Source organism: Pseudomonas sp. S1_G07 (assembly GCF_054668565.1).
Genome location: NZ_CP162778.1, coordinates 3631128 through 3654364, shown reverse-complemented (window position 1 = coordinate 3654364; position 23237 = coordinate 3631128). Strand labels below are relative to the sequence as shown.

The window sequence follows — 23237 nt, the reverse complement described above, 5'->3', positions numbered from 1 at the left end:
CTAGGGCTTTTTTGGCCAGGTGGGCACATCGCGACGGGCGCCCGTGGGCAACGCCGGGGCGGGCATGTCGCCCCACTGGCCTTGACCCGCAGAGGTGTCGTCAGGTTTCGGGGCCTGCCCCTGCACAGGTGGGCTGGCAGGCGGCGACGGCGCCTGACGGCGATGACGCAAGGCAAATTCGGCCACCGCCTCGATATCGGCTTCGGCAATCGCATCAGCGCCACGCCACGCCGCATGTGCCCTGGCACCGCGCAACCAGACCAGGTCGGCACGCAAACCATCGACACCCGCCGCAAAGCAACGCTCGGTAATCTGCGCCAGGGCCTGGTCATCCATGGCAATGCTGTCCAGGCGTGCCCGCGCCTGGGTGCAGCGTTCGCGCAGGGCCGTCTGCGCTTCGGCCCACTGCGCGCAGAACGCCGCCGGGTCGCTGTCGAAATCCAGGCGCCGGCGGATGATCTGCCCACGCTGGGCGGGCAAGGTCTGCCCGCCCAGCGCCACATTGAAGCCGAAACGGTCGAGCAATTGCGGGCGCAACTCACCCTCCTCCGGGTTCATCGTGCCGATCAGCACGAAGCGCGCCGAATGCCGATGGGAGATACCGTCGCGCTCGATCAGGTTGGTGCCGCTGGCGGCCACGTCCAGCAGCAGGTCCACCAAGTGATCGGCGAGCAAGTTGACCTCGTCGACATACAGCACACCGCCATCGGCCTTGGCCAGCACGCCGGGGGAAAATTGCGCGCGGCCTTCGCCGAGGGCTGCGTCGAGATCGAGGGTACCGACCAGCCGCTCTTCCGTGGCGCCCAGGGGCAGCGTGACAAACTGCCCGCTGGCCAACAGGTCGGCCAGGCCCCGCGCCAGGGTGGACTTGGCCATGCCCCGTGGGCCTTCGATCAGCACACCGCCGATCCTGGGGTCGATAGCGGTCAGGCACAACGCCAGCTTCAGGTCATCGGCACCGACCACGGCGGACAGCGGGAAATGGGGAATATCAGTCATCCGGTCTCTCTTTAAATTCTGCTGTACAGGCAATCACTCTGTGGCGAGCGGGCTTGCCCACGTGTCACCGCTCGGCATGGGAACTGACCGGTAACTTTTTGGAGCGAGGGGGACGCCTGGTTCTTGCTCGCGAAGAACCCGAGAACGCTGCGGGGGATCAGGTTTCCCGCGTTATCGTTGACGTTCTTCGCGAGCAAGCTCGCTCCTACACTGAATCACTTTCGCTTAACTGAACGGCATTGGGGCAAGCCCGCTTGCCACAGCAAGCGACATCTCGCGTTCTAGCTGTCTTCTTCTATATCCAGCAACAGGTTTTCCAACGCCTCGCGGTACGCCCCCGGTTCCTGCCACATACCGCGCTGCTGGGCTTCGAGCATGCGCTCGGTCATGTCGCGCAACGCATCGGGGTTGTGCTGCTGCACAAAGGCGCGGGTGTCGGGGTCGAGCAGGTAGGCGTCGGCGAGCAAGGCGTATTGATGATCGTCGATCAGCGCGGTAGTGGCGTCGAAGGCGAACAGGTTGTCCACGGTCGCGGCCATTTCGAACGCCCCTTTATAGCCATGGCGTTTGACCCCCTCGATCCACTTGGGGTTGGCGGCGCGGGCACGGATCACCCGGTTCAGCTCTTCCTTCAAGGTGCGGATCTTCGGCAAATCCGGCTGGCTATGGTCGCCATGGTAGCTGGCCGCCTTGTCGCCGCTCAGGGTTTCCACGGCAGCGAGCATGCCACCCTGGAACTGGTAGTAGTCATTGGAATCGAGCAGGTCGTGCTCGTGGTTGTCCTGGTTCTGCAACACCGCCTGCACCTGGCTCAGGCGCTGGGCGAATTGCTCGCGAGCTGCGGTGCCTTCATCGGAACCGCCGTACGCGTAGCCGCCCCAGTTCAGATAGACCTCGGCCAAATCTTCCCGGCTTTGCCACAGGCGGCCGTCAATCGCCCCTTGCACGCCCGCGCCATAGGCTCCAGGCTTGGCGCCGAAAATGCGCCAGCCGGCTTGTTTCGCTGCCGCGTCTTCATCCTGACCCGCCAAACGCAAGGACTCACGCTCGCTGCGCACCTTGGCCGCCAGCGGGTTCATCTCCTGCGGTTCATCCAGGGCCGCCACCGCCTGCACCGCGGCATCGAACAGGCGAATCAGGTTGGCAAAGGCGTCGCGGAAGAACCCCGACACCCGCAAGGTCACGTCCACGCGCGGGCGGTCGAGCAAGCTGATCGGCAGGATTTCAAAGTCATCCACGCGCTGGCTGCCGGTGGCCCATACCGGGCGTACGCCCATCAGCGCCATGGCCTGGGCGATGTCGTCGCCGCCAGTGCGCATGGTCGCCGTGCCCCACACCGACAGGCCGAGCTGACGCAGGTGGTCGCCGTGGTCCTGCAAATGCCGTTCAAGCATCAGGTTGGCCGACTGAAAGCCGATGCGCCACGCGGTGGTCGTGGGCAGGTTGCGCACGTCAACGGTGAAGAAATTACGCCCGGTAGGCAGCACATCCAGGCGCCCACGACTCGGCGCACCGCTCGGGCCGGCCGGCACAAAGCGCCCGCCGAGGGCATCGAGCAAACCGCGCATTTCCGCCGGACCGCAGGCATCTAGGCGCGGCGCGACGACGATGCGCAGGCTTTCGATCACCGCCTTCACCGCCTCCCAGCCAGGCTCTTCCAACTGTTCGAGCGGGCCTTCCAGCGCCTGTTCGATCAAGCGCGCGGCATACAGCTCCAGGCGCTCGCGGGTATCGCCAGCGGTGCGCCACAGCTGCGTATCGATCGCCTGCAACATCGCCGGGCGGCGCCCGGCCCAGGGTTCGGACAAGGCGCAGTCCAACGGGTCGAAGCCCAGTTCGAAGGCTTTGGCCAGCGCCCGCAGCAGGCTCGATTGCGGGCCACGACCGTCGCCACGGGGAATACGCAGCAAGGCCAGCAAGGTATCGATGCGCAAGCGACCTTGCGGTGATTCGCCAAATATATGCAGGCCATCGCGGATCTGCGATTCCTTCAAGTCGCACAGGTAGGTGTCCAGGCGCGGCAGCCAAATGGCCGCATCCGCGTCTCCGTCCAGTTCAAGCTCCTGGTCGATGCGGGTTTCACGCACCAGCTTGAGAATGTCTTTTTGCAGCTCACGGGCGCGGCGCGGGTCAAGCAGTTGCGCCTCGTAGTACTCGTCCGCCAACAGCTCCAGGTCACGCAGCGGGCCGTAGGTTTCGGCACGGGTCAGCGGCGGCATCAGGTGGTCGATAATCACCGCCTGGGTGCGCCGCTTGGCCTGGGCGCCCTCGCCCGGATCGTTGACGATAAACGGGTAGATATTCGGCAACGGGCCCAGCAATGCGTCGGGCCAGCAGTTTTCCGACAGGCCCACGCCCTTGCCCGGCAGCCATTCGAGGTTGCCGTGCTTGCCGACGTGGATCACGCCATGGGCGCCGTAGGTGTGGCGCAACCAGAAATAGAACGCCAGGTAGCCGTGGGGCGGCACCAGGTCCGGGTCGTGGTACACCGCGCTGGCATCCACCTGGTAACCCCGCGCCGGCTGGATGCCGACGAAGGTCAGGCCCAGGCGCAGGCCGGCGATCATCATGCGCCCGTCGCGGAACATCGGGTCGTTGTGCGGCGTGCCCCAACGCTCAAGTACGGCCTGGCGATTGGACTCAGGCAAGCGATTGAACATCGCCTCGTAGTCGTCCAGGCCGAGACTTTGATGACAAGGGCGCAGGTCGAGGCTGTCCAGATCGTTGGTGACGCCGCCGAGCAGTTCCTGGATCAGCGCCGTGCCGCTGGTCGGCAGTCCATCCGGCAGCGGGTAACCTTCGGCTTGCAGGGCCCGAAGGATATTCAGTGCCGCCGCCGGGGTGTCCAGGCCCACGCCATTGCCGATACGACCGTCGCGGGTCGGGTAGTTGGCGAGGATCAGCGCGATGCGTTTATCCGCATTCGGCACTCGCGCCAGCTCGACCCAACGCCGCGCCAGTTCGGCGACAAAGTCCATGCGTTCGGGCGCCGCGCGGTAGCACACCACGTCCGACTGGCTGCGCTCGCTGCGCCAGGCCAGGTCCTTGAAACTGATCGGCCGGCTGATAATGCGCCCGTCCAGTTCCGGCAAGGCAATGTGCATGGCCAGGTCGCGCGGGCCCAAGCCTTGTTCGCTGGCGGCCCAACCAGGCTGGTTGTCCTGGGCGCAAATCGCCTGGATCACCGGGATATTGCGGCGAAACGGCCGCAGATGCGGGGCTTCGGGGCTGGATTGGGCAAAACCGGTGGTGTTCAGGATCACCGCCGCGCCCACCTCATCCAGCAGGTCCTCGACCACCGTCAGGCAGCCAGGCTCTTTCAAGCTGGCCACCGCCAGCGGCAACGGGTTAAGGCCCGCCGCCTGCAAGCGCTGGCAGAACACGTCGATAAACCCGGTATTGGCCGCCTGCAAGTGAGAGCGGTAGAACAACACCGCCGCCACCGGACGGTCGGCATGCCAATCCGCCTGCCAGTCATTAAGGCGGGCATTGGCTTTATGCGGGTGATAAATCGCGGTGCGCGGCAAGGTGTGCGGTTCGGCCCACGGGTAATCGCGCCCCAGGTAACCACTGGCCAGGCAGCGATAGAAATCCAGTGCATTGCCCAAGCCCCCCTGGCGCAGGAACTGCCACAGCCGGTCGCGCGCTTCTGCGCCCACCGTGCTCAGGCCGCTGAGCTCCGGGTCCGGGCGATCATCGCCCGGCACCAGGATCAACGTAACGCCACGCTCGGCCAACGCCACCAGGCGCTCGATGCCGTAGCGCCAATAGCCAATGCCGCCGTGCAGGGAAATCAGGATGACCTTGGCGTGGCGCAGCACCTCGTCCACATACAGGTCGACCGAGGCATGGTTCTGCACCTGCATCGGGTTGGCCAGACGCAGGCTGGGGTAGTCGTCGGGCAACTGCTGGGCCGCTTCGGCGAGCAGCGCCAGGCTGGAGTCGCCGCTGCACAGGATCACCAGCTCGGCGGGGGTTTGCCCAAGGTCGGCAATATTGTCGTCCGCGACGAAACCACCGGGCTGGGTCCTGAGCAGGTGCATGGGTTAAACGCTGAGCGCGGCGCGCAGTTGCGCTTCGAGGCCCGCCGCGTCCAGCGCCTGGCCGATCAGCACCAGGCGCGTGATGCGTGCTTCATCGGCTCCCCAGGCGCGGTCGAAGTGTTTGTCGAAACGCGTGCCCACGCCCTGGATCAGCAGGCGCATCGGTTTGTTCGGGATCGCGGCGAAACCTTTGACGCGCAGGATGCCGTGTTGCACCACCAACTGCGTCAGGGCGTCGAGCAGCAGCGCTTCATCGGCCTGGGGCAGGTCGATGGAAATCGAGTCAAACGCATCGTGATCGTGATCGTCTTCACCTTCATGGTGATGATCGTGATGGCTGTGGCGACCGTCGATATGCTCCTCGGAGCCGGCGCCCAGGCCGATCAGCACCTCCAACGGCAGACGACCGCTGCTGGCCTCGATGATTTTCACCGCCGGCGGCAGCTCCTCGGCAACTTCCAGGCGCACACGGGCCAGGTCTTCGGGGCTGATCAGGTCGGCTTTGTTGAGGATCACCAGGTCGGCGCTGGCCAGTTGGTCGGCGAACAACTCGTGCAACGGCGATTCGTGGTCCAGGTTGGGGTCGAGCTTGCGCTGGGCATCCACTTGATCGGGGAACGCGGCGAAGGTGCCGGCGGCCACGGCCGGGCTGTCGACTACGGTAATCACCGCGTCAACGGTGCAGGCGCTGCGGATTTCCGGCCACTGGAAGGCTTGCACCAGCGGTTTTGGCAGGGCCAGGCCGGAGGTTTCGATGAGGATATGGTCAAGGTCGCCGCGACGCGCCACCAGCTCGCGCATCACCGGAAAGAATTCTTCCTGCACGGTGCAGCACAGGCAGCCGTTGGCCAATTCGTAGACCCGGCCATTGGCTTCTTCCTCGGTGCAACCGATAGAGCACTGCTTGAGGAGATCACCGTCGATGCCCAGTTCGCCGAATTCGTTGACGATCACCGCGATGCGGCGGCCCTGGGCGTTGTCGAGCATATGCCGCAGCAACGTGGTTTTACCCGAGCCGAGAAAGCCGGTAACGATGGTGACGGGAAGTTTGGCCAGTGTTTTCATCGGATGCCCTTGGGGGCGGGCATACGGGACGATAGGCCCTGCGACAGGGCGCAGAAGCGGATTTCGTCACCGGATCACCCCGCCCGGTTGAATTGAAAAATCGCTGACGAGGCAGGTCTCCTGGCTTGGGGCGTGCGGGTCGTGAGACCGGCGCCGGCTGCGCCTTCCCGCCGGTTCAGGCAGTGGCGTGGCAGTCGGATACACCCTTTACAGTTGCGGGGGCAGCCGCGGCTTGAACCGCGTTCCCTTCTTAGCTTCGGCCTGGGCCGAAGAACCTCGAAGGTGCAAGGCTACAGGGGCGCGGTCAATTTGACTACCGTCGCTCTGCATGCTTTCCTACACGCCTTGTTTCGGGTGCCCTTCACAGGGTGAAACGGGAAACCGGTGAGCCATATGCCTGTGGCAAGTCCGGTGCTGCCCCCGCAACGGTAAGCGAGCGAAGCGTCACAGCCACTGTGCTTTTGCATGGGAAGGCGATGCTTTCCGGGCTCAGGTCAAGAGCCCCCTCGCAAGCCCGGAGACCGGCCCGAAAAATCCAGATAACAAACCCGCGGTGGGCGGGCGCTGTTCAGAACTCTGCGTGCCTGGCTCGCGGGGTTTGCATGCGCTCGTTTCGCCCAGAAACCAGAAAGGGACGCGCCATGTCGACCATCAGCAGCACCTCGCCCTCCGCCAGCAGCACCGCCACCCTCAGCCAACGCCTGACCGCCGCCATCGGTGCGTCGATCCTCGGCGCGTGCCTGGTGTATTTCGCCGGTTTCTCGCACATCGAGGCGGTGCACAATGCCGCCCACGATACCCGCCACAGCGCCGCGTTCCCGTGCCACTGAGGCCTGCCGAGATGATCAAGCGCATTGCCCAAACCGCAGGGTTCAGCGGCTTGCTGGCCGCTCTGCTGCTGACTTTGCTGCAAAGCTTCTGGGTGGCCCCGCTGATTCTGCACGCGGAAACCTTTGAACACGCCCCGGCCGCCGCCGAAGTAGCCCATGAACACAGTGCCGGCGCTGCCGCGCACAGCCACGACGCCGAAGCCTGGGAGCCGGAAGACGGTTGGCAGCGCGTGCTGTCCACCACCGGCGGCAACCTGGTGGTGGCGGTGGGTTTTGCGCTGATGCTGGCCGGCCTCTACACCCTGCGCGCGCCCACCCGCACCGCCCAGGGCCTGCTGTGGGGCCTGGCCGGTTACGCAACCTTTGTGCTCGCCCCCACCCTGGGCCTGCCACCCGAGCTGCCGGGCACTGCCGCCGCCGACTTGGCGCAACGGCAGATCTGGTGGATCGGCACCGCCGCGTCCACCGCTGCCGGTATCGCGCTGCTGGTATTTGGCGGCAACTGGCTGCTGAAAGTACTGGGGGTGGCGATCCTGGTCGTGCCACACATCATCGGCGCGCCGCAACCGCAAGTGCATTCGATGCTGGCACCCGAGGCCCTGGAAGCACAATTCAAGATCGCCTCACAGTTGACCAATGTGGCGTTCTGGCTGGCTCTGGGCCTGATCAGTGCCTGGCTGTTCCGCCGTAACCGTGATGATCAATACTGCGCATGACTTACGTGGTCGGCCTGGGTTGCCAGCGGGGCTGTGAGGTTCACACCCTGCTGGCGTTGTTTGATCACGCCCTTGCCGAGGGTGGCGTTGATCGCCGCTGCATTACCGCGCTGGCCAGTCTCGATCGCAAGCAGGATGAGCCCGGATTACTGGCCCTGGCCCGGTTGCTGCAACTGCCCTTGCATTGTTTGAGCGCCGAGAGATTGGCCGTTTATGAACACCGCCTGAGCCATAAGTCTGATATCGCATTTGCCCATACCGGCTGTCATGGCATCGCCGAAAGTGCCGCCCTGGCGCTCGCCGAACAGCTGGGTGGCGCACCCGCCCGCCTGCTGATCACCCGTAGGAAAAACACTCAGGCCACCTTTGCATTGGCCTGCGCCGGTTAAAACTCCGATAATCGCCCTTCCCGATCATGAGCATTGTTCATGCTCGCCCGTTTTTTTGACAGGAACTCTCCATGACCGTCTACTTCATCGGCGCCGGCCCCGGCGACCCGGAATTGATCACTGTCAAAGGCCAGCGGTTGATCCGCCAATGCCCGGTGATCATTTATGCCGGCTCCCTGGTGCCGACGGCGGTGCTGGACGGACATCAGGCCCACCAGGTGGTCAATAGCGCCGAGTTGCATCTGGAACAGATCATCGAGCTGATCAAGGCCGCCCACGCCAAGGGCGAGGACGTGGCACGCGTGCATTCCGGCGACCCGAGCCTGTATGGCGCGATTGGCGAGCAGATCCGCCATTTGCGCGAGCTGGGCATTCCATTCCAGATCATCCCCGGCGTGACGGCAGTCGCAGCCTGCGCGGCGCTGCTGGAGACCGAACTGACCCTGCCGGACATCGCCCAGAGCGTGATCCTGACCCGCTACGCGGATAAAACCCGCATGCCCGCCGGCGAAGACTTCGAGAGCCTGGCCCGCCACGGCACGACCATGGCGATCCACCTGGGGGTCAACCATCTGGAGAAGATCGTCGCTGAGTTGTTGCCACACTATGGCGCCGATTGCCCGATTGCCGTGGTGCACCGGGCGACGTGGCCGGATCAGGATTGGGCGGTCGGAACGCTTCGGGATATTGCCCAGAAGGTCGCGGCCAAGGGGTTCCGGCGTACGGCGCTGATCGTGGTGGGTCGGGTGCTGGCAAACGACAGTTTCAGCGAATCCTCGCTGTATCGCGCCGGCCATGCCCACCTCTATCGTCCGTGATATGAGACATGAACAAACTTGGCTAAGCTACTGATATAACTGAATACATACAAAATAATGTGGGAGCGGGCTTGCTCGCGAAAGCGGACTATCAGTCAAACCATGAAGCGACTGATACACCGCTTTCGCGAGCAAGCCCGCTCCCACAGTTAACCTTCTTTATCAAATAAACATCATAAGACATTGAATTACAGGCACAAAAAACGGCGCTCACGGGCGCCGTTTTTTGTTCGCAGTGAACGCCTTACTCAGTAGTAGGCATTTTCTTTCTGCGTGTGGTCGGTTACGTCACGTACGCCCTTGAGCTCCGGAATGCGCTCGAGCAGGGTGCGCTCGATGCCTTCGCGCAGGGTCACGTCCGCCTGGCCGCAGCCTTGGCAGCCGCCGCCGAATTTCAATACGGCGATACCGTCATCGACCACATCGATCAGGCTCACCTGGCCGCCGTGGCTGGCCAGCCCCGGGTTGATCTCGGTTTGCAGGTAGTAATTGATGCGTTCGTTGACCGGGCTGTCGGCGTTGACGTTCGGCACCTTGGCGTTCGGTGCCTTGATGGTCAACTGGCCGCCCATGCGGTCGGTGGCGTAGTCGACCACGGCGTCGTCGAGGAAGGCTTCGCTGAAGGCATCGATGTACGCGGTGAAGCTTTTCAGCCCCAGGGCGGTGTCTTCAGGCTTTTCTTCACCGGGCTTGCAGTAGGCAATGCACGTCTCGGCGTACTGGGTACCGGGCTGGGTGATAAAGACGCGAATGCCGATGCCTGGGGTGTTCTGCTTGGACAGCAGGTCAGCCAGGTAATCGTGGGCGGCGTCGGTAATGGTTATGGCAGTCATGGAAACTCCTCACAGGCTTGCCGGCAGTTTACGCCAAAATATTACGCAGGTACAAAGTCCTAGTAATTTTGTCGGAAAAGCTCCAGCACACCCGTCAGAGGTTTTCATAGCGGTTCATGTCCAGCACGCCCTCTTCCACCGGCATGGTCTCGTGCAGGTACGCCGAAAGATCATGGAAGTACTGCCAGAACTGCGGATGACTGCGGCGTACTCCCCAATGATCGACGATTTTCTCGAAGCTCTGCGCGTCCCTGGCGCTTTCCATGGCCGCCACAAACGCCGGCACCTGCTCGGCGGGCACATTGAACATGAAGTTCGGATAGCTGGTCAGCACGCCGGGGTATAGGGTCAGCGTGTCCAGGCCCGGCTGGTAACGGTAGGCCTCGCCCAACATGAACGCGACGTTACTGTGGGCGCGGTTACGCAACAGGCTGTAGACCATGCGCTCGCCGCTGGCGGTTTCGATACGCAGCATCGTCGCTTCAGGCAACTGATCGATCACCTTGAGCCCGGCTGCCGGGCGTGAAGTCAGGCGACTGAGGGCCTGTTCCACGTCCTGAAATGCCGGCCCAATGCCATCACGCGAGCAATAGGCGCCCGAGCAACGGTTGATCGGGTCCGGGCTGGCATTGAGCTCGCCGTAACGGGCCAGCAGCTGGTTGGCGAAATCGCGCTTAGGGTCCTTTTTATCCAATTGCAGACCGGTGGGCTTGTCGTCGTCAATCGACTCATAGTCCAGCCACAGCTTGACCTTGCCGCTGTTTTGATACCAATCGTCGAGCAAATCATCGCGCGAATTCGCCGGCATCAGGCGCAGGAAGTTCTGCTCTGCACCGTTGCGGATCAGGTCGAAGTACAACCGGGTCTGGGCCTGGTGGGAGACATTGCCGAAAACGTCGAAGTTGACCACCAATTGGTAGTAGGTGCGCTCCAGCAGCGGGTAATCGAACAGCCACATCGTCTGCGGCACCTCGCCGATCAGGCCTTTGCTCACCGAGGCGCTGTCAAAGTGACGGAAGATGCTCAGCAACGCATTGTCATTACCCGCCCATAGCGTGGACCAACTGGGCGGCGGCAGATCGGCGTAACTGTCACGGCGCAAGGCCTCGTATTCATTCCGCTTATCGCGGTATTTGAGCCAGAGGCTGAGCACGCTGCCCACATCATCGATCTGCCCTGGCATCGCCAATAACGGCGTGGCCTGGCCGCGATACCGCGCATCGGTGATGTACAGGTCGTGGTCCGGGTCCTGGAACAGGGCCCAGAAGTTGTCGCGAATCACATCCGTGGCGATCTGCCCACGGCATACCGGCCCGCGAATAAAGGTGCGCACGAAGTATTCGGCGTTATCGAGCATGAACTGGTAACGCGCTTTGGCCGGGATCGCCTCGAACGTCTCGAAGGGGTTGGCGCGACGGCCGGGCCCGTAACCCGGCAAGGCGTTGACCTGCCAGTCGCCAGCGTAGAACAACCCTTTTATACGTGCCATTTTCTCGGCACTGAGCGGGTAAGTGATATGGGTTTTATGCACGATCACGCCCTGGATCGGCCACAGGCGGTAGTACACGCGGGTGCCGGGGTCATCGTTGGGGCGGCGGGTGTTGATCAGGTCAATCGGCTGGCCGCTGGGGGTGCGCGAACGCACCCACTGGAAGAAATGCCCTGGCTCGCCACCCTCGAAGTACATATGCGCAATAAACAGATGCTCGAACAGCCAGCGAGCCACCAGGCTTTCCCGGGCGCCGGGGGCATTGAGCAGGTTTTCCCACTGCAGCACCTGGGCGGCTTCCGCGGCGCTCGGGGCCACGCCCTGCTGGTCGATCGGCGCGCCGGAGGCCAGCCAGCGCTGCAGGGTCTGGTATTGCGCGTCGCTCAAACCGGTCACGGCCAGCGGCATGCCTTCGTTGGGGTGCGCCCCGGCGTAGTTGTCGAACTCCTCCGGCAGCGGGCACATGTTCTCGCGGTTCAGGCCCAACACAATGTCATCGGGCAGCTTGCCGTTGGGCTGCAACGGCGCACGATGCCGACCCAGTTCCAGCATGCGCGCCATCAGCGCCGCCTGGCTGCCCTGGGCATCCAGTACCGAAGCAAAGCCTTCGCGCTGCCAGGCGGCCTTGCCGAAGGCGTCATAGAACAGCCGGGTCGGCTTGGCCGCCTGGCTGCGATCACCGTCGTAGACCAGGGCCTTGGACGCGCCCCGGGCCGCGCCCTCGCCGCTGCCCAGGTTCAACTGGCAGGCCGAGTCGTAGCAGGCATGGCACGCCACGCACTTCTCGGTGAAGATCGGTTGCACATCCCGAGTGTAGGAAGGCGCAGGGGCGGGATCCTCGGCCTGTGCGGCGGTGCCAATCAGCAAAAGTGCAAGACTGACGATGATGCGATACGACATGAGCCGGGTCCCAATAGGAAGCCAAAATGAAAAAACCTGTCGATTCTACCGATCTGCGGACGGCACCAACATGAACGATATTCATGCAAAACCTGGGCATGCCGCAAATCCGCACAGGTTTGCTATGATCCATGCCCTCCGTAATGCCTGACCAGAGTAGTCCCATGTCCGATCGTAGCGCTCGTCTGCAAGCCCTTCACCACGCCCTCAAGGAACGCATCCTGATCCTCGACGGCGGCATGGGCACGATGATCCAGAGCTATAAACTGGAAGAGCACGACTACCGTGGCAAACGCTTTGCCGACTGGCCGAGCGACGTCAAGGGCAACAACGACCTGCTGGTGCTCACCCGCCCGGACGTGATCGGCGGGATCGAGAAGGCTTACCTGGATGCCGGCGCCGATATCCTCGAAACCAACACCTTCAACGCCACCCGCATCTCCATGGCCGACTACGGCATGGAAGCGCTGGCCTATGAGCTGAACGTCGAAGGCGCGCGCCTGGCGCGCAAGATGGCCGACGCCAAGACCGCCGAAAACCCGGCCAAGCCGCGCTTCGTCGCCGGCGTGCTCGGCCCGACCAGCCGTACCTGCTCGCTGTCGCCGGATGTGAACAACCCCGGCTATCGCAACGTGACCTTCGATGAGCTGGTGGAAAACTACACCGAGGCCACCCAGGGCCTGATCGAGGGCGGCGCCGACCTGATCCTGATCGAAACCATCTTCGACACCCTCAACGCCAAGGCCGCGATCTTCGCGGTACAGGGCGTGTTCGAAGCGCTGAACGTGGAACTGCCGATCATGATCTCCGGCACCATCACCGATGCCTCCGGCCGCACCCTGTCGGGCCAGACCACCGAAGCGTTCTGGAACTCGGTGGCCCACGCCAAGCCGATTTCCGTGGGCCTGAACTGCGCCCTCGGTGCCAGCGAGCTGCGACCGTACCTGGAAGAGTTGTCCAACAAGGCCAACACCCACGTGTCGGCGCACCCCAACGCCGGCCTGCCCAACGAATTCGGCGAGTACGACGAACTGCCGTCGGAAACCGCCAAGGTCATCGAAGAATTCGCCCAGAGCGGCTTCCTCAATATCGTCGGTGGCTGCTGCGGCACCACCCCAGGCCATATCGAAGCCATCGCCAAGGCCGTGGCCGGTTATGCGCCGCGCCCGATCCCGGACATCCCCAAGGCCTGCCGCCTGTCGGGCCTGGAGCCGTTCACCATCGATCGCAGCTCGCTGTTCGTCAACGTCGGCGAACGCACCAACATCACCGGTTCCGCCAAGTTCGCCCGCCTGATCCGCGAAGACAACTACACCGAGGCCCTGGAAGTCGCCCTGCAGCAGGTCGAAGCCGGCGCCCAGGTGATCGACATCAACATGGACGAGGGCATGCTGGACTCGAAGAAGGCCATGGTGACCTTCCTCAACCTGATCGCTGGCGAGCCGGACATCTCCCGCGTGCCGATCATGATCGACTCCTCCAAGTGGGAGGTGATCGAAGCCGGCCTCAAGTGCATCCAAGGCAAGGGCATCGTCAACTCCATCAGCATGAAGGAAGGCGTCGAGCAGTTCATCCACCACGCCAAGCTGTGCAAGCGCTACGGCGCGGCGGTGGTGGTGATGGCGTTCGATGAAGCCGGCCAGGCCGACACCGAAACGCGCAAGAAAGAGATCTGCAAACGCTCCTACGACATCCTGGTGAACGAAGTCGGCTTCCCGCCGGAAGACATCATCTTCGACCCGAACATCTTCGCGGTCGCCACCGGTATCGAAGAGCACAACAACTATGCCGTCGACTTTATTAACGCCTGCGCCTATATCCGCGACGAGCTGCCGTACGCACTGACCTCCGGCGGCGTGTCCAACGTGTCGTTCTCGTTCCGTGGCAACAACCCGGTGCGCGAGGCGATCCACTCGGTGTTCCTGCTGTATGCGATTCGTGCGGGCCTGACCATGGGCATCGTCAACGCCGGCCAGTTGGAGATCTACGACCAGATCCCGGCCGAGCTGCGCGATGCGGTGGAAGACGTGGTGCTCAACCGCACCCCGGACGGCACCGACGCCCTGCTCGCCATCGCCGACAAGTACAAGGGCGACGGCAGCGTCAAGGAAGCCGAGACCGAGGAATGGCGCGGCTGGCCGGTGAACAAGCGCCTGGAACACGCGCTGGTCAAGGGCATCACCACGCATATCGTCGAAGACACCGAGGAGTCCCGCCTGTCGTTCGCGCGCCCGATCGAAGTGATCGAAGGCCCGCTGATGTCCGGCATGAACATCGTTGGCGACCTGTTCGGCGCGGGCAAGATGTTCCTGCCCCAGGTGGTGAAGTCCGCCCGCGTGATGAAACAGGCCGTGGCGCACTTGATTCCGTTCATCGAGCTGGAAAAAGGCGACAAGCCGCAAGCCAAGGGCAAGATCCTGATGGCCACGGTCAAGGGCGACGTGCATGACATCGGCAAGAACATTGTCGGCGTGGTGCTCGGCTGCAATGGCTATGACATCGTCGACCTGGGCGTGATGGTGCCGGCGGAAAAGATCCTGCAGGTGGCCAAGGAACAGAAATGCGACATCATCGGCTTGTCCGGCCTGATCACGCCGTCCCTGGACGAGATGGTGCACGTGGCCCGCGAAATGCAACGTCAAGGCTTCCACCTGCCGCTGATGATCGGCGGCGCGACCACCTCCAAGGCGCACACGGCGGTGAAGATCGAGCCCAAGTACAGCAACGACGCGGTGATCTACGTGACCGACGCCTCGCGCGCGGTGGGCGTGGCCACGCAGTTGCTGTCCAAGGAGTTGAAGGCCGGTTTCGTCGAGAAAACCCGCCTGGAATACATCGACGTGCGTGAGCGCACCTCCAACCGCAGCGCGCGCACCGAACGCCTGAGCTACGCCGCCGCCATCGCCAAGAAGCCCCAGTTCGACTGGAGCAGCTATACCCCGGTGGTACCGACGTTTACCGGCGCCAAGGTGCTGGACAATATCGACCTCAAGGTACTGGCCGAGTACATCGACTGGACGCCGTTCTTTATCTCCTGGGACCTGGCCGGCAAATTCCCGCGCATCCTCACCGATGAGGTCGTGGGGGAAGCCGCTACCGCGCTGTACGCCGACGCCCAGGACATGCTCAAGAAGCTGATCGACGAAAAACTCATCAGTGCCCGTGCGGTGTTCGGCTTCTGGCCGACCAACCAGGTGCAGGACGACGACCTTGAAGTCTACGGTGACGACGGCCAGCCGATTGCCAGGCTGCATCACCTGCGTCAGCAGATCATCAAGACCGACGGCAAGCCGAACTTCTCCCTGGCCGACTTCGTCGCGCCCAAGGACAGCGGCGTGACTGACTACATCGGTGGTTTTATCACCACCGCCGGCATCGGTGCCGAGGAAGTGGCCAAGGCGTATCAGGACGCGGGCGACGACTACAACTCGATCATGGTCAAGGCCCTGGCCGACCGCCTGGCCGAGGCCTGCGCCGAATGGCTGCACCAGCAAGTGCGCAAGGATTACTGGGGCTATGCCAAGGATGAGCAACTGGACAACGAGGCGCTGATCAAGGAGCAGTACAGCGGCATCCGACCTGCCCCCGGCTACCCGGCGTGCCCGGACCACACTGAAAAAGCCCAGTTGTTCCAATTGCTCGACCCCGAGGCCCGCGAAATGCACGCCGGCCGCAGCGGCGTGTTCCTCACCGAGCACTATGCGATGTTCCCGGCGGCGGCGGTCAGCGGCTGGTACTTCGCCCATCCCCAGGCGCAGTACTTTGCCGTGGGCAAGGTCGACAAGGACCAGGTGGCCAGCTACACCGCGCGCAAAGGCCAGGACCTGAGCGTGACCGAGCGCTGGCTGGCACCGAACCTGGGCTACGACAACTAAGCCCCGGCGGATTGTCTATGCTGTCCCTCACACATCCAGTGTCGAGGGACGTATGGACGATCCAGCCAACAATAAACCGCCGACCTTCTGGCAGATGCTCCACAGCGTGGTGGCCGCCGCCTTTGGCGTGCAGAGCGGCAAGAACCGCGCCCGCGACTTCACCCACGGCAAGCCCAGTCACTTTGTGATCCTCGGCATTCTGTTCACGGCGGTGTTTGCCCTGACGCTGTTTGGCATCGTCAAGCTGGTGCTGCACCTGGCAGGCGTCTAGTGCAGCAGCAAATGCAGGCTGAAGGGGTAACGGTAGGACGCCGGCTTGCCCTCTGCGGACAGCGCACGGAAGTTCACCCTGGGGGTTCGCCCTGACAAGCGACGCGCCTGGGCGGCATTGATCAGTTGGAACAACGCCGTCTGACGATCGCGCCCGCCGAAGGCGGCGATGTCCAGGCCCTTGGCATCGTCATTGATCAGCACCATGGCCCACCCTCCCACGGTGAAATGCCCGGCGACCAGGGTCGACAGGCGCCCGTCCAGGCGCGCCTGCAGGATCTGCGGCGAGCTGTTGAGCGCGCTGAACAGCGTGTCCTTGCCCGGCTGGCGCCCGCCGTCTTGAAATGCCTGCATCGCACCCAGCGCCATCTGATCGTTGGCCGACCACACCAACGCCGTCTGCGGATAGCGCTTGAGCAGCAGTGTCGCTTGTTCGAAGGCACGCTCACGACTCCACTCACCGTAGACCAGCTGGCGCAGGCGCACCTCGGGATGCTCGGTCAACGCCCGGCGCAGGCCCTGCTCACGCAACAGCGCGCCGGGGGTGGTCTTGACGCCGGAAAACGCCAGCAGGTCGAGGGTTTCGCCCGGCGCCACGGGGCCGTGCTGACGTAACAGATCAATCAGCATCAGGTAACCGGCCTGCTCGTCGTCGGGGACCAGGCTGCCGATCACATTGATACCGCTGTGTGCGCCCAATATGTGCTCCTGGTCGGGCGTCAGCGCGCTGTTGACTAACAACAACTTCACTCCCGAGCCCTGGGCCAGGCGCAGGATCTGCGGTGCCACGTATTGTTCATTGACCAGCACCAGGTAATCGGGGCGCTGGTCGCCTTGGAGGGCCTCGCGTGCCTGGATCAGGGTGTTCTGGCTATCGCGCTCGGCGTAACGCACGCGCAAATCCAGGCCGAGGTCCTTGGCCGCGGCCTGCATGAATTGCGTGTAGCTGACCCAGAAGGTTTCCGTGGACATGCCCGGGTTGAGAAACACCACCGAGGTCGCATGAGCCATCAGCCCATAGGTGGCCCCCAACAACCACACACACGTGATCAGCACCTTCAACATACTTGCCTGAGCCTTGAAAAAGAGCTCGCCATGATAGTGGCAATGCGACTGTCAATCGAGGCTCAATCAAGCGTCTTTATTGGTGGCTGACCCAGAACACGGCGGTTCCCACCACCAGGATGATCAGGAATAGAATGGCCCAGGCGTCCACGGTACTGTCGGGTTTACGGGCTTTTGTAGGATTGCTCATCGCATCGCCTCTTGTCGGTTTTATAGGTGACTGCATGAAGACTCGACCACAGTAAAGCCCACACTTGCCCCTATGACAAATGTGGGTACAGCGAGAATCAACCTCATTAGATAATTTGGTTATTTGCATATACTCAAACATCACTTTTGCGCATAAACGCAAACTGGTATCGTGCGCCGGCTCCGTTGGGAGTGCGCGGCCGTGCGCGCGGATTTGCCGAGAACAGGACCTATATGTACGTATACGACGAATACGATCAGCGCATCATCGAGGACCGCGTCAAGCAGTTCCGTGATCAGACCCGACGCTATCTGGCAGGTGAACTGAGCGAAGAAGAGTTCCGCCCTCTGCGCCTGCAAAATGGCCTTTATGTGCAGCGCTTTGCGCCGATGCTGCGGGTAGCCGTGCCTTATGGCCAACTGACGTCGCGCCAAGTGCGCATGATGGCCAAGATTGCCCGCGACTACGACAAAGGCTACGCCCACATCAGCACCCGCCAGAACGTGCAGTTCAACTGGCCGGCCCTGGAAGATGTGCCGGACATCCTGGCGGAACTGGCCACCGTACAGATGCACGCCATTCAGACCAGCGGCAACTGCCTGCGCAACGTCACCACCGACCAGTTCGCCGGCGTTGCCGCCGACGAGCTGATCGACCCGCGGCCCTGGTGTGAAATCGTCCGCCAGTGGACCACCTTCCACCCCGAATTCGCCTACCTGCCGCGCAAGTTCAAGATCGCCGTCAATGGCTCGACGTCAGACCGTGCGGCCATCGAAGTCCACGACATCGGCCTGGAGCCGGTGTACAACGCCGCAGGCGAGCTGGGCTTCCGCGTCCTGGTCGGTGGCGGCCTGGGCCGTACCCCGGTGGTGGGCGCCTTTATCAATGAGTTCCTGCCATGGCAGGACCTGTTGAGCTACCTCGACGCCATCCTGCGGGTCTACAACCGCTATGGCCGTCGTGACAACAAGTACAAGGCCCGGATCAAGATCCTGGTCAAGGCGCTGACCCCTGAGGTGTTCGCCCAGAAAGTCGACGCCGAGATGGAACACCTGCGCGGCGGCCAGACCACCCTGACCGAAGCCGAAGTGCACCGCGTCGCCAAGCACTTCGTCGACCCGCAATACAAGGCCCTGAGCAATCAGGACGCCGAACTCGCCGCGCTCGACCAGCAACACCCAGGCTTTGCTCGCTGGCGTGTGCGCAACACCCTGGCGCACAAAAAGCCCGGTTATGTAGCCGTGACCCTGTCGCTCAAACCGACCGGTGTTGCCCCCGGCGATATCACCGACAAGCAGCTGGACGCCGTGGCCGACCTGGCCGAGCGCTACAGCTTCGGCCAACTGCGCACCTCCCACGAACAGAACATCATCCTCGCCGACGTTGAGCAGAGCCAACTGTTCACCCTGTGGGGCGAGCTGCGCGAAAGCGGTTTTGCCACGCCGAACATCGGCTTGCTGACCGACATCATCTGCTGCCCGGGCGGCGACTTCTGCTCCCTGGCCAACGCCAAGTCGATCCCGATTGCCGAATCGATCCAGCGCCGTTTCGACGACCTGGACTACCTGTTCGACATCGGCGAGCTGGACCTGAACATCTCCGGTTGCATGAACGCCTGTGGTCACCACCACGTCGGCCACATCGGCATCCTGGGCGTGGACAAGAAAGGCGAAGAATTCTACCAAGTGTCCCTGGGTGGCAGCGCCAGCCGCGATGCGAGCCTGGGCAAGATCCTCGGCCCGTCCTTCGCCCAGGAAGCCATGCCCGAGGTGATCGGCAAACTGATCGATGTGTATATCGAACAGCGCACCGAAGATGAGCGTTTCATCGACACCTACCAGCGCATCGGCATTGACCTGTTCAAGGAGCGCGTCTATGCAGCGAATCATTAAGAACAACGAAGTCGTCGACGAAACCTGGCACCTGCTGCCCAAGGACACGAGCTTCGACGGTATCTCCAACTGCGACGACCTGATCGTGCCCCTGGCGCTGTGGCGCGAACACGCCCACGCGCTCAAGGCTCGCGATGGCGGCCTGGGTGTGTGGCTGGACGCCGATGAAGAAGCCGAAGAAATCGGCGAAGACGTGGCGCACTTTCAGGTCATCGCCCTGAACTTCCCGGCCTTCACCGACGGTCGCAACTACTCCAACGCGCGCCTGCTGCGTGACCGTTACGGTTACAAGGGTGAGCTGCGCGCCATCGGTGACGTGCTGCGCGACCAGTTGTTCTACCTGCACCGCTGCGGCTTCGATGCCTTCGCCCTGCGCGCCGACAAAGACCCGTACGAAGCGCTGGAAAGCCTCAAGGACTTCTCGGTGACGTACCAGGCCGCCACGGACGAACCGCTGCCGCTGTTCCGCCGCCGCCAATAACCTGTAGGAGCGAGCTTGCTCGCGAAGATCGTTAACGATAATGCGTGCATTCTGAATGCACGCGTTGTCCTGACGTTTTTCGCGAGCAAGCTCGCTCCTACAGTTCATAGCCAGTCAATGGCCCTTTACCGCCTCGATCACGCCCAATAACTGCGCCTTGCTATGGGCCGCGCGTCGATCAGCTCTTCGCGTTTGTGCTCCCCGGGCGCCGGCATTCGCCGCCTGCCGATCGTGCAGCAGATACTCGACAGCGGCATCGCCATGGCTGGAATAGCCACCGCCCTGACCCTGGAGCCGCAATTGATCAAGCCCTGGCGCACCGGGCGTGACCAATGGCTCATAGCCCGGCGTATCCGCCAATACCGCGCGGCGATGACGCAACTTTCACATTAAAGACGGAGCATTCGCCGTGATCGAACTGTCCCCTATTGATCAGCAGTTTTTAACCTCACTGACGATTGGAGTGCTTCATGGCGAAAATCAACCTGGCCCAGCAATTGGCGACCACCCTTGAACAGGCGGGCATCAAGCGCATCTGGGGCCTGACCGGCGACAGCCTCAACGGCCTGACCGACGCGCTGCGTACCATGGACAGCATCGAATGGATGCATGTACGCCACGAAGAAGTCGCGGCGTTTGCCGCCGGTGCCGAGGCCGCTGCCACCGGCGAGCTGACGGTGTGTGCCGGCAGCTGCGGACCGGGCAACCTGCATCTGATCAATGGCCTGTTCGACTGCCATCGCAACCATGTGCCCGTGCTGGCGATTGCCGCGCAAATCCCGTCCTCGGAGATCGGCCTCAACTATTTCCAGGAAACCCACCCTCAGGAACTGTTCAAGGAGTGCAGCCACTTTATCGAGCTGGTCACCAACCCCGAACAGATGCCCCAGGTGCTGCATCGTGCCATGCGCTCGGCGATCCTCAATCGCGGCGTGGCGGTGGTGGTGATACCAGGGGATGTGTCGCTGCTGGAAGTCGAAGACACACTCAAGCCATGGCCCGTGCTGAACGCGCCGCGCACGCTGCCGGCGGAAGCTGACTTGGTGCAGTTGATCGAGATCCTCGAGCGCAGTGAGAAAACCACGTTGTTGTGCGGCAGCGGTTGTGCGGGCGCCCACGCGCAAGTGGTGGCCCTCGCCGACAAGCTGGGTGCGCCCGTGGTGCATGCCCTGCGCGGCAAGGAACATGTGGAGTGGGACAACCCGTTCGACGTGGGCATGACCGGCCTGATCGGCTTCAGCTCCGGCTATCACGCCATGCTCAACTGCGACACCTTGATCATGCTCGGCACCGACTTCCCTTATCGCCAGTTCTACCCCACCGACGCGAAGATTATCCAGGTCGACCGCAACCCACAGGCGCTCGGCCGTCGCGCCACGCTGGACCTGGGCATCGCCGCCGATGTGAGTGAAACCCTCGACGCGCTGCTGCCGCGCCTGACCCGCAAGACCGATCGCAGCTTTCTCGACACCTCATTGAAGCACTACGAAAAAGCCCGCCAAGGCCTGGATGACCTGGCGCAACCGTCCAAGGCCAACCGGCCGATTCATCCGCAATACGTGGCGCGCCTGCTCAGCGAACTGGCCGACGACGATGCGATCTTCACTGCCGACGTCGGCTCGCCGACCGTGTGGGCCGCGCGTTACCTGAAGATGAACGGTAAACGCCGGCTGATCGGTTCGTTCAACCATGGTTCCATGGCCAATGCCATGCCTCAGGCGATTGGCGCGCAAGCGGCGTTTCCTGGGCGGCAGGTGATTTCCATGTCGGGCGACGGCGGTTTCGCCATGCTGATGGGGGATTTCATCTCGCTGGCGCAATTGAAACTGCCAGTGAAAGTCATCGTGTTCGATAACTCATCGCTGGGTTTTGTCGCCATGGAAATGAAAGCCGCAGGCTATCTGGACACCGGCACCGAGCTGAAAAACCCGGACTTTGCGGCCATGTCCAACGCCATGGGCATCCTTGGCATTCGCGTGGAGCAATCCGAAGACCTGGAGCCGGCCCTGCGCCGCGCCCTGGCCCATGACGGCCCGGTGCTGGTGGATGTGGTGACCGCCACCCAGGAATTGGTCATGCCGCCGAGTATCAAGCTGGAGCAGGCCAAGGGGTTCAGCCTGTACATGCTCAAGGCGGTGATGAGCGGGCGCGGCGATGAGGTGATTGAATTGGCGCGCACCAACTGGCTGCGCTGACCTAAAACGTGTGGGAGCGGCGGTGCGACGACTCGACTTGCCCGCGATGGCGGTGGGTCAGCTGGCATAGGGGTCTACTGATCCACCGCCAGCGCAGGCAAGCCAGCTCCCACAGGGGAGCTGCGCTTGACTGACTGGCTTTACCCCTTCTGTTTTTCCACCCACTGGCCGTAGGCATCGATGAATGCCTGCAAAAACGGCTTGGTCTTTTCCGACAACTTGCCGGACTCGTCAAACACACTGCCTGCACCGCCCAGGTAGGCTTCCGGCTGCTGCATGCACCACACGTCCAGGAACACCAGCGATTGGCGCAGGTGGTGGTTGGCACCGAAACCGCCGACGGCACCCGGCGAGACGCTGATGATCGCCCCTGGCTTGCCGCTCCAGGCACTCTGCCCATAAGGGCGTGAGCCCACGTCAATTGCGTTCTTCAACGGGGCCGGCACGGAGCGGTTGTATTCCGGGGTCACAAACAGCACCGCGTCGGATGAACTCACCTGCTGACGGAAAGTACTGTAGGCTGCCGGCGGCGAATCACCGTCGATGTCCTCGTTGTAAAGTGGCAAATCGCCAATTTCGACAATGTTCAATTTCAGATTGGCGGGGGCCAGTTCGGCCAATGCCAGGGCGACCTTGCGGTTGATCGACTGTGTTCTCAAGCTGCCTACCAGGACAGCGATCGTGTAGACCTTGCTCATTGAGGTTTCCCGACGTCTGACTAAAGGAGCTTGTAGTTATAGAGCCTTGGCGACGGGTTCACCAGAAGGTTTTGATAATCCTCCAGACGTTTGCCGCATCCTCGCTGCGTAGGAAAGGTCTGAAAACATCAACGAATAGTATTTTTTTTCAATAGGTAAACTCCCCATCTTTATGGCGGTCTACACAACCGTATATGAGTGTTTATCTCCAGAGGTTCTAAACAGATGGCAGCAGTACTAGTCGGACAGTTTCATGCCAGAGACGCGGAAGGTCGCGTGTATTCGGTGCATGAGTTCCAGGAATCCAACCCGGCGCATGGCGACCTGGCTGGCTCGGCGCCCACCACCACCTACAAGCTGGCCATTGGTGACCGGGTCAAGAAACTGGAAGGCGATGAATTCGAACTGATTCAATCGGGCATCATTATTGTCCGCGAATCGGCAACGACCCTCGCAACCTGAGCGTTCGCCCTATCGACCTGCTCAGTC

The 23237-nt window shown here is 62.6% G+C and carries 17 protein-coding genes, 1 pseudogene and 2 riboswitches; of the genes and pseudogenes, 11 read left to right on the top strand and 7 right to left on the bottom strand.

Annotation, left to right across the window (positions count from 1 at the left end; all coding sequences use genetic code 11):
* The 3 genes from AB4O05_RS16790 to cobW all read right to left on the bottom strand — a co-directional run bounded on the left by AB4O05_RS16790 (nt 1) and on the right by cobW (nt 6107).
* Nucleotides 1-999, bottom strand: coding sequence for an ATP-binding protein (locus tag AB4O05_RS16790; RefSeq protein WP_460136518.1), 999 nt, complete (start codon nt 997-999; stop codon nt 1-3).
* A 281-nt stretch (nt 1000-1280) separates the two neighbouring features.
* Nucleotides 1281-5042: a cobaltochelatase subunit CobN gene (gene cobN, locus AB4O05_RS16785; protein WP_460136519.1), complete on the bottom strand. Its 3762-nt coding sequence runs from the start codon at nt 5040-5042 to the stop codon at nt 1281-1283.
* Nucleotides 5043-5045: 3 nt separating this feature from the next.
* Nucleotides 5046-6107, bottom strand: coding sequence for a cobalamin biosynthesis protein CobW (cobW, locus tag AB4O05_RS16780; protein WP_460136520.1), 1062 nt, complete (start codon nt 6105-6107; stop codon nt 5046-5048).
* A 93-nt stretch (nt 6108-6200) separates the two neighbouring features.
* Nucleotides 6201-6401, bottom strand: a riboswitch (cobalamin riboswitch).
* Nucleotides 6402-6442: 41 nt separating this feature from the next.
* A riboswitch (cobalamin riboswitch) is annotated at nt 6443-6651 on the top strand.
* 97 nt (nt 6652-6748) lie between these two features.
* Here cobW and AB4O05_RS16775 point away from each other — a divergent pair.
* The 4 genes from AB4O05_RS16775 (at nt 6749) to cobM (ending at nt 8860) form a co-directional block, all read left to right on the top strand.
* Nucleotides 6749-6937, top strand: coding sequence for a CbtB domain-containing protein (locus AB4O05_RS16775; RefSeq protein WP_460136521.1), 189 nt, complete (start codon nt 6749-6751; stop codon nt 6935-6937).
* Nucleotides 6938-6948: 11 nt separating this feature from the next.
* Nucleotides 6949-7653, top strand: a complete 705-nt coding sequence (locus tag AB4O05_RS16770) for a CbtA family protein (protein WP_460136522.1) — start codon at nt 6949-6951, stop codon at nt 7651-7653.
* Nucleotides 7650-8042 carry a cobalamin biosynthesis protein gene (locus AB4O05_RS16765; RefSeq protein ID WP_460136523.1) on the top strand — a complete coding sequence of 131 codons (393 nt, stop codon included), beginning with the start codon at nt 7650-7652 and terminating at the stop codon, nt 8040-8042. Before AB4O05_RS16770 ends, AB4O05_RS16765 begins: the two co-directional genes overlap by 4 nt.
* 71 nt (nt 8043-8113) lie before the next feature.
* On the top strand, nt 8114-8860 hold the full coding sequence (gene cobM, locus AB4O05_RS16760) for a precorrin-4 C(11)-methyltransferase (RefSeq protein WP_460136524.1): 747 nt from the start codon (nt 8114-8116) through the stop codon (nt 8858-8860).
* A 248-nt stretch (nt 8861-9108) separates the two neighbouring features.
* On the opposite strand, the gene nfuA is transcribed toward cobM, so the two are convergent.
* Nucleotides 9109-9693 (bottom strand): Fe-S biogenesis protein NfuA, encoded by a 585-nt coding sequence (gene nfuA, locus AB4O05_RS16755; RefSeq protein WP_003190728.1) that lies wholly within the window; start codon nt 9691-9693, stop codon nt 9109-9111.
* Between the two features lie 94 nt (nt 9694-9787).
* Nucleotides 9788-12082: a fatty acid cis/trans isomerase gene (locus AB4O05_RS16750; RefSeq protein WP_460136525.1), complete on the bottom strand. Its 2295-nt coding sequence runs from the start codon at nt 12080-12082 to the stop codon at nt 9788-9790.
* Nucleotides 12083-12246: 164 nt separating this feature from the next.
* Between AB4O05_RS16750 and metH the strand changes: the two genes are divergently transcribed.
* Together metH and AB4O05_RS16740 are read left to right on the top strand one after the other, a co-directional pair.
* A complete protein-coding gene (metH, locus tag AB4O05_RS16745) occupies nt 12247-15957 on the top strand; it encodes a methionine synthase (protein ID WP_460136526.1) in 3711 nt (1236 codons plus the stop codon).
* A 52-nt stretch (nt 15958-16009) separates the two neighbouring features.
* Nucleotides 16010-16228, top strand: coding sequence for a DUF2970 domain-containing protein (locus AB4O05_RS16740; RefSeq protein ID WP_053134974.1), 219 nt, complete (start codon nt 16010-16012; stop codon nt 16226-16228).
* On the opposite strand, the gene AB4O05_RS16735 is transcribed toward AB4O05_RS16740, so the two are convergent.
* Nucleotides 16225-17292 carry an ABC transporter substrate-binding protein gene (locus AB4O05_RS16735; RefSeq protein ID WP_460136527.1) on the bottom strand — a complete coding sequence of 356 codons (1068 nt, stop codon included), beginning with the start codon at nt 17290-17292 and terminating at the stop codon, nt 16225-16227. The genes AB4O05_RS16740 and AB4O05_RS16735 overlap by 4 nt on opposite strands.
* A 423-nt stretch (nt 17293-17715) precedes the next feature.
* Here AB4O05_RS16735 and AB4O05_RS16730 point away from each other — a divergent pair, with 423 nt between their 5' ends.
* The 4 genes and pseudogenes from AB4O05_RS16730 (at nt 17716) to poxB (ending at nt 22050) form a co-directional block, all read left to right on the top strand.
* Nucleotides 17716-19374 carry a nitrite/sulfite reductase gene (locus tag AB4O05_RS16730; protein WP_460136528.1) on the top strand — a complete coding sequence of 553 codons (1659 nt, stop codon included), beginning with the start codon at nt 17716-17718 and terminating at the stop codon, nt 19372-19374.
* Entirely contained in the window at nt 19358-19855 is a 498-nt protein-coding gene (locus tag AB4O05_RS16725; protein WP_460136529.1) for a DUF934 domain-containing protein, read from the top strand. Before AB4O05_RS16730 ends, AB4O05_RS16725 begins: the two co-directional genes overlap by 17 nt.
* A gap of 150 nt (nt 19856-20005) precedes the next feature.
* Nucleotides 20006-20248: pseudogene (locus AB4O05_RS16720) on the top strand (2,4-dienoyl-CoA reductase); the annotation flags it as partial.
* A gap of 77 nt (nt 20249-20325) precedes the next feature.
* Nucleotides 20326-22050, top strand: coding sequence for a ubiquinone-dependent pyruvate dehydrogenase (gene poxB / locus AB4O05_RS16715; protein ID WP_460136530.1), 1725 nt, complete (start codon nt 20326-20328; stop codon nt 22048-22050).
* A 140-nt stretch (nt 22051-22190) separates the two neighbouring features.
* Here the strand turns inward: poxB and AB4O05_RS16710 are convergent, their stop codons facing one another.
* Nucleotides 22191-22748, bottom strand: a complete 558-nt coding sequence (locus AB4O05_RS16710; protein WP_460164753.1) for an NADPH-dependent FMN reductase — start codon at nt 22746-22748, stop codon at nt 22191-22193.
* Between the two features lie 225 nt (nt 22749-22973).
* Between AB4O05_RS16710 and AB4O05_RS16705 the strand changes: the two genes are divergently transcribed.
* Nucleotides 22974-23210, top strand: a complete 237-nt coding sequence (locus tag AB4O05_RS16705; protein WP_460136531.1) for a hypothetical protein — start codon at nt 22974-22976, stop codon at nt 23208-23210.
* Nucleotides 23211-23237: the final 27 nt, after the last annotated feature.

What these genes read in the sequence shown, in the direction of transcription:
- AB4O05_RS16750 (WP_460136525.1), bottom strand. Translation starts at nt 12,082, where the DNA reads ATGTCGTATCGCATCATCGTCAGTCTTGCACTTTTGCTGATTGGCACC.
- metH (WP_460136526.1), top strand. Translation starts at nt 12,247, where the DNA reads ATGTCCGATCGTAGCGCTCGTCTGCAAGCCCTTCACCACGCCCTCAAG.
- AB4O05_RS16770 (WP_460136522.1), top strand. Translation starts at nt 6,949, where the DNA reads ATGATCAAGCGCATTGCCCAAACCGCAGGGTTCAGCGGCTTGCTGGCC.
- AB4O05_RS16735 (WP_460136527.1), bottom strand. Translation starts at nt 17,292, where the DNA reads ATGTTGAAGGTGCTGATCACGTGTGTGTGGTTGTTGGGGGCCACCTAT.
- AB4O05_RS16705 (WP_460136531.1), top strand. Translation starts at nt 22,974, where the DNA reads ATGGCAGCAGTACTAGTCGGACAGTTTCATGCCAGAGACGCGGAAGGT.
- AB4O05_RS16790 (WP_460136518.1), bottom strand. Translation starts at nt 999, where the DNA reads ATGACTGATATTCCCCATTTCCCGCTGTCCGCCGTGGTCGGTGCCGAT.
- cobW (WP_460136520.1), bottom strand. Translation starts at nt 6,107, where the DNA reads ATGAAAACACTGGCCAAACTTCCCGTCACCATCGTTACCGGCTTTCTC.
- cobN (WP_460136519.1), bottom strand. Translation starts at nt 5,042, where the DNA reads ATGCACCTGCTCAGGACCCAGCCCGGTGGTTTCGTCGCGGACGACAAT.
- AB4O05_RS16740 (WP_053134974.1), top strand. Translation starts at nt 16,010, where the DNA reads ATGGACGATCCAGCCAACAATAAACCGCCGACCTTCTGGCAGATGCTC.
- nfuA (WP_003190728.1), bottom strand. Translation starts at nt 9,693, where the DNA reads ATGACTGCCATAACCATTACCGACGCCGCCCACGATTACCTGGCTGAC.
- AB4O05_RS16775 (WP_460136521.1), top strand. Translation starts at nt 6,749, where the DNA reads ATGTCGACCATCAGCAGCACCTCGCCCTCCGCCAGCAGCACCGCCACC.
- poxB (WP_460136530.1), top strand. Translation starts at nt 20,326, where the DNA reads ATGGCGAAAATCAACCTGGCCCAGCAATTGGCGACCACCCTTGAACAG.
- AB4O05_RS16730 (WP_460136528.1), top strand. Translation starts at nt 17,716, where the DNA reads ATGTACGTATACGACGAATACGATCAGCGCATCATCGAGGACCGCGTC.
- AB4O05_RS16710 (WP_460164753.1), bottom strand. Translation starts at nt 22,748, where the DNA reads ATGAGCAAGGTCTACACGATCGCTGTCCTGGTAGGCAGCTTGAGAACA.
- AB4O05_RS16725 (WP_460136529.1), top strand. Translation starts at nt 19,358, where the DNA reads ATGCAGCGAATCATTAAGAACAACGAAGTCGTCGACGAAACCTGGCAC.
- cobM (WP_460136524.1), top strand. Translation starts at nt 8,114, where the DNA reads ATGACCGTCTACTTCATCGGCGCCGGCCCCGGCGACCCGGAATTGATC.
- AB4O05_RS16765 (WP_460136523.1), top strand. Translation starts at nt 7,650, where the DNA reads ATGACTTACGTGGTCGGCCTGGGTTGCCAGCGGGGCTGTGAGGTTCAC.